This window comes from Rhizobium ecuadorense, from assembly GCF_001187535.1.
In the GTDB taxonomy this organism is placed as follows: domain Bacteria; phylum Pseudomonadota; class Alphaproteobacteria; order Rhizobiales; family Rhizobiaceae; genus Rhizobium; species Rhizobium ecuadorense.
Window position 1 is genome coordinate 1 of the sequence record NZ_LFIO01001152.1, and the last position, 4,303, is coordinate 4,303.

4 protein-coding genes are annotated in these 4,303 nt (G+C 62.7%); all 4 read left to right on the plus strand.

Going from position 1 to position 4,303, the window contains the following annotated elements:
- Positions 1-1,179, plus strand: a 1,179-nt coding sequence (locus tag AF337_RS24595; protein ID WP_049734197.1) for an ABC transporter substrate-binding protein, incomplete at its 5' end; no start/stop codon positions are given.
- Positions 1,180-1,281: 102 nt separating this feature from the next.
- Positions 1,282-2,235, plus strand: coding sequence for a carbohydrate ABC transporter permease (locus tag AF337_RS24600; protein ID WP_049734198.1), 954 nt, complete (start codon positions 1,282-1,284; stop codon positions 2,233-2,235).
- A complete protein-coding gene (locus AF337_RS24605; protein ID WP_049734199.1) occupies positions 2,232-3,206 on the plus strand; it encodes a carbohydrate ABC transporter permease in 975 nt (324 codons plus the stop codon). Before AF337_RS24600 ends, AF337_RS24605 begins: the two co-directional genes overlap by 4 nt.
- A 3-nt stretch (positions 3,207-3,209) precedes the next feature.
- A partial coding sequence (locus tag AF337_RS24610; RefSeq protein ID WP_049734200.1) for an ABC transporter ATP-binding protein occupies positions 3,210-4,303 on the plus strand: 1,094 nt, incomplete at its 3' end.

A 4,303-nucleotide genomic window follows, 5' to 3' on the forward strand; every position in this document is an offset into this window, starting at 1 on the left:
GAAGTGCAGATGCTGCACTGGTGGACGTCGGGCGGCGAGGCGGCGGCTTTGAACGTTCTGAAGCAGGATCTGTCGAAGGAAGGGTTTGCCTGGAAGGACGTGCCGGTGGCCGGCGGTGGCGGTGATGCGGCGATGACGGCGCTGAAGGCGATGGTGGCGGCCGGCACTTATCCGACCGCCTCGCAGATGCTGGGTTACACCGTGCTCGATTATGCCCAGGCCGGTGTGATGGGGGATCTGACCGAGACGGCCAAGAAGGAAGGCTGGGACAAGTCGGTGCCGGCGGCGCTGCAGAAGTTCTCCGTCTATGACGGCAAGTGGGTCGCAGCCCCCGTCAACGTCCACTCGGTCAACTGGCTGTGGATCAACAAGGCGGTGATGGACAAGATCGGCGGCACCCAGCCGAAGAGCTTCGACGATCTGATCGCGCTGCTCGACAAGGCCAAGGCTGCCGGTGTCATCCCCTTGGCGCTCGGCGGCCAGAACTGGCAGGAAGCGACGATGTTCGATTCCATCGTGCTGTCGACCGGCGGACCGGAATTCTACAAGAAGGCCTTCAACGACCTCGACGAGGAGTCGCTGAAGTCGGACACGATGAAGACGTCCTTCGACAACCTGGCGAAGATCGTCAAATATGTCGATCCGAACTTCTCCGGCCGTGACTGGAACCTGGCGACCGCCATGGTCATCAAGGGTGATGCGCTGGTGCAGGTGATGGGCGACTGGGCCAAGGGCGAATTCGTCGCCGCCAAGAAGACCCCGGACACCGACTTCCTCTGCTACCGCTTCCCCGGCACCGACGGCAGCGTCATCTACAACTCCGACATGTTCGGCATGTTCAACGTTCCCGACGACCGCAAGGCCGCACAGGTGGCGCTGGCAACGGCGACGCTGTCGAAGAGCTTCCAGTCGGCCTTCAACGTCGTCAAGGGTTCGGTGCCGGCCCGCACCGACGTTCCCGACACCGACTTCGACGCCTGCGGCAAGAAGGGTATCGCCGATCTGAAGGCGGCCAATGAGGGCGGCACGCTGTTCGGTTCGCTGGCCCAGGGTTATGGCGCGCCTCCGGCGATCGCCAATGCCTATAAGGACGTCGTCTCGAAGTTCGTCCACGGCCAGATCAAGAGCTCCGACGAAGCCGTCAAGCAGCTCGTCCAGGCGATCGACGACGCCCGCTGAGATCGGTCGATACACATGGCTTCCCCACGTGATCTCGCGGGGAAGCTTCAGGCTCCGCAGTGATTGATGCCGAGCGATCCTGCGGCAAGGGAGATGATATCCATGAGCACCGTTGCGACCACCGATCCGGTTCTGACGCCCGGGCGATCGACACCGATCTCGCTGCGCGGCCGGCTGCAGGATGCGCTGCCGAAGATCGTGCTGGCGCCGAGCTTCGTCATCACCCTCATCTTCGTCTACGGCTTCATCGTCTGGACGGCCTATCTGTCCTTTACCAATTCCAAGACCTTTCCCTCCTATGCGCTGACCGGGGCGCGCGCCTATCAGCGGCTGTGGCGCTGGACCTTCGAGAGCGATCCGCCGTCTTCCTGGTATACCTCGATCACCAACATGGCGATCTTCGGCTTTCTCTATGTCGGCATCTGCCTGGCGCTTGGTCTCTTCCTCGCCATCCTGCTCGACCAGAAGATCCGCGGCGAGGGCATATTGCGGCCGATCTTCCTCTATCCGATGGCGCTGTCCTTCATCGTCACCGGGGTGGCCTGGAAATGGTTCCTCGATCCCGGCCTCGGGCTGGAGCAGACGCTGCACCACTTCGGCTGGACGAGTTTCCACTTCGACTGGATCAAGAACAAGGACTTCGTCATCTACACCGTCGTCATCGCCGGTGTCTGGCAGGCCTCCGGCTTCGTCATGGCGATGTTTTTGGCCGGGCTTCGCGGCATCGACGGCGAGATCATGAAGGCGGCGCAGATCGACGGCGCTTCCGCCTTCCAGCTCTATCGCCGCATCGTCATTCCGCTGTTGCGGCCGATCTTCCTGTCGGCCTTCATCGTGCTCGCCCACATGGCGATCAAATCCTACGACCTCGTCGTGGCGCTGACCTCGGGCGGGCCGGGCGGCTCGGCCTGGCTGCCGTCCAACTTCATGTATGAATACACCTTCAAGCGCAACGAGATGGCCGTCGGCTCGGCCAGCGCCATCATCATGCTGATGACGATCTCGGCGATCATCGTTCCCTATCTCTATTCCGAACTGAAGGAGAAGGCGCGATGAGCAGCGTCACCGCTTCGACCGCAATCTCGACTGCATCTGCACCGCTCTCGCAGAGCGGCGACAGCCGGAATAACACCCGCTTGATCGGCCGCCTGGTCATCTACGGCCTGCTGGTCGTCTTCGCCATCCTCTACCTGATGCCGCTCTTCGTCATGCTTACCACCTCGTTCAAGACCATGGACGAGATCCAGAACGGCAACATGCTGGCGCTGCCTGAGGCGCCGACCTTCGATCCCTGGATCAAGGCCTGGGGCGAGACCTGCGTCGGGCTGACCTGCGCCGGCATCAAGGGCTACTTCTGGAACTCGATCAAGATGGTGGTGCCGGCCGTCGCCATCTCCACCATCATGGGGGCGCTGAACGGTTATATCCTGACCAAGTGGCGCTTCCCCGGCCATACGCTGGTGTTCGGGCTGATGCTGTTTGCCTGCTTCATCCCGTTCCAGTCGGTGCTTCTGCCGATGGCGACCATTCTCGGCTCGCTCGGCCGCTTCGGGGTGACGCTGCAGAACGCCACCGGCTGGAACTTCGGCTTCGGCAATCCGACGGTCAACCTGGTCTTCGTCCATGTCGTCTACGGCCTCGGCTTCACCACGCTGTTCTTCCGCAATTTCTACGAGGCCTTTCCGACCGAGCTGGTCCGGGCCGCCCAGGTCGATGGCGCCAGCTTCTTCCAGATCTTCCGCCGCATCATGCTGCCGAACTCGCTGCCGATCATCGTCGTCACCGTCATCTACCAGTTCACCAATATCTGGAACGACTTCCTGTTTGCCTCGGCCTATGCCGGCACCGGCGATTCCATGCCGATGACGGTGGCGCTGAACAATGTCGTCAACACCTCGACCGGTGTGGTCGAATACAATGTCAACATGGCTGCGGCGATGATCGCGGCCGTTCCGACGCTCATCGTCTATATCCTCGCCGGCCGCTACTTCGTGCGCGGTCTGATGGCGGGCGCAGTCAAAGGGTAAGCCATGGCCTTCCTGGAAATCTCCGGTCTCAGAAAACGTTTCGGCGCCGTCGACATTCTCAAGGGGATCGACCTCGAACTCGAAAAGGGCGGCTTCCTCGTGCTGGTCGGCCCGTCCGGCTGCGGCAAGTCGACCCTGCTCAACACCATTGCCGGGCTGGAGACGATCACCTCTGGCGATATCAGGATCGACGGGCGCGCCATCAACGGTCTGCATCCGTCCAAGCGCGACATCGCCATGGTGTTCCAATCCTATGCGCTCTATCCGAACATGACCGTTGCCGGGAATATCGCCTTCGGCATGGAGATCCGCGGCGTTCCCAAGGAGGAGCGGGCCAAGGCGATCAAGCAGGTCTCCGACATGCTGCAGATCGGCCATCTGCTCGACCGCAAACCGAGCCAGCTCTCCGGCGGCCAGCGCCAGCGCGTTGCCATGGGCCGGGCGCTGGTGCGCAATCCGCAGGTCTTCCTGTTCGACGAGCCGCTCTCCAATCTCGACGCCAAGCTGCGCGTCGACATGCGCACCGAGATCAAGCGGCTGCATCAGCGCATGGGCACCACCTTCGTCTATGTCACCCACGACCAGATCGAGGCGATGACGCTGGCGACCAAGATCGCCGTGCTCAAGGACGGGGTGCTGCAGCAGTTCGGCACGCCGGCCGAGATCTATAACAGCCCGGCCAATCTCTTCGTCGCCGACTTCATGGGATCGCCGGCGATGAACCTGCTCAACGCCACCGTCGAGGCCGGCACCAGTGGGCTGGCCGTAGCACTCGAACGGCCGAATGGCGCGCCGCTGAGGCTACCGATCGTCTCGGGCGCCAACGGCGGACTGTCGGACTATGCCGGCAAGCAGGTGATCTTCGGCATCCGCCCGGAGGCCCTGACCGATCCTGACGGCGCCGACCGCAAGGCGCGTTCGCTGACCGAGGACGATTGCCTGATCGAGGTGGTCGAACCGGCCGGCTCCGACACCTTCGCCGTCACCAAGCTCGGCGGCAAATCCGTCGTCGCCCGCCTGCGCGCCGATGCCGGCATCGCCCCCGGACAGACCACACGCCTCGCCTTCAATCTCGACAAGGCTGTGTTCTTCGATCC

Excerpts from the sequence above, each read along its gene's own strand:
- AF337_RS24600 (WP_049734198.1), top strand. The coding sequence starts at position 1,282 with ATGAGCACCGTTGCGACCACCGATCCGGTTCTGACGCCCGGGCGATCG.
- AF337_RS24605 (WP_049734199.1), top strand. The coding sequence starts at position 2,232 with ATGAGCAGCGTCACCGCTTCGACCGCAATCTCGACTGCATCTGCACCG.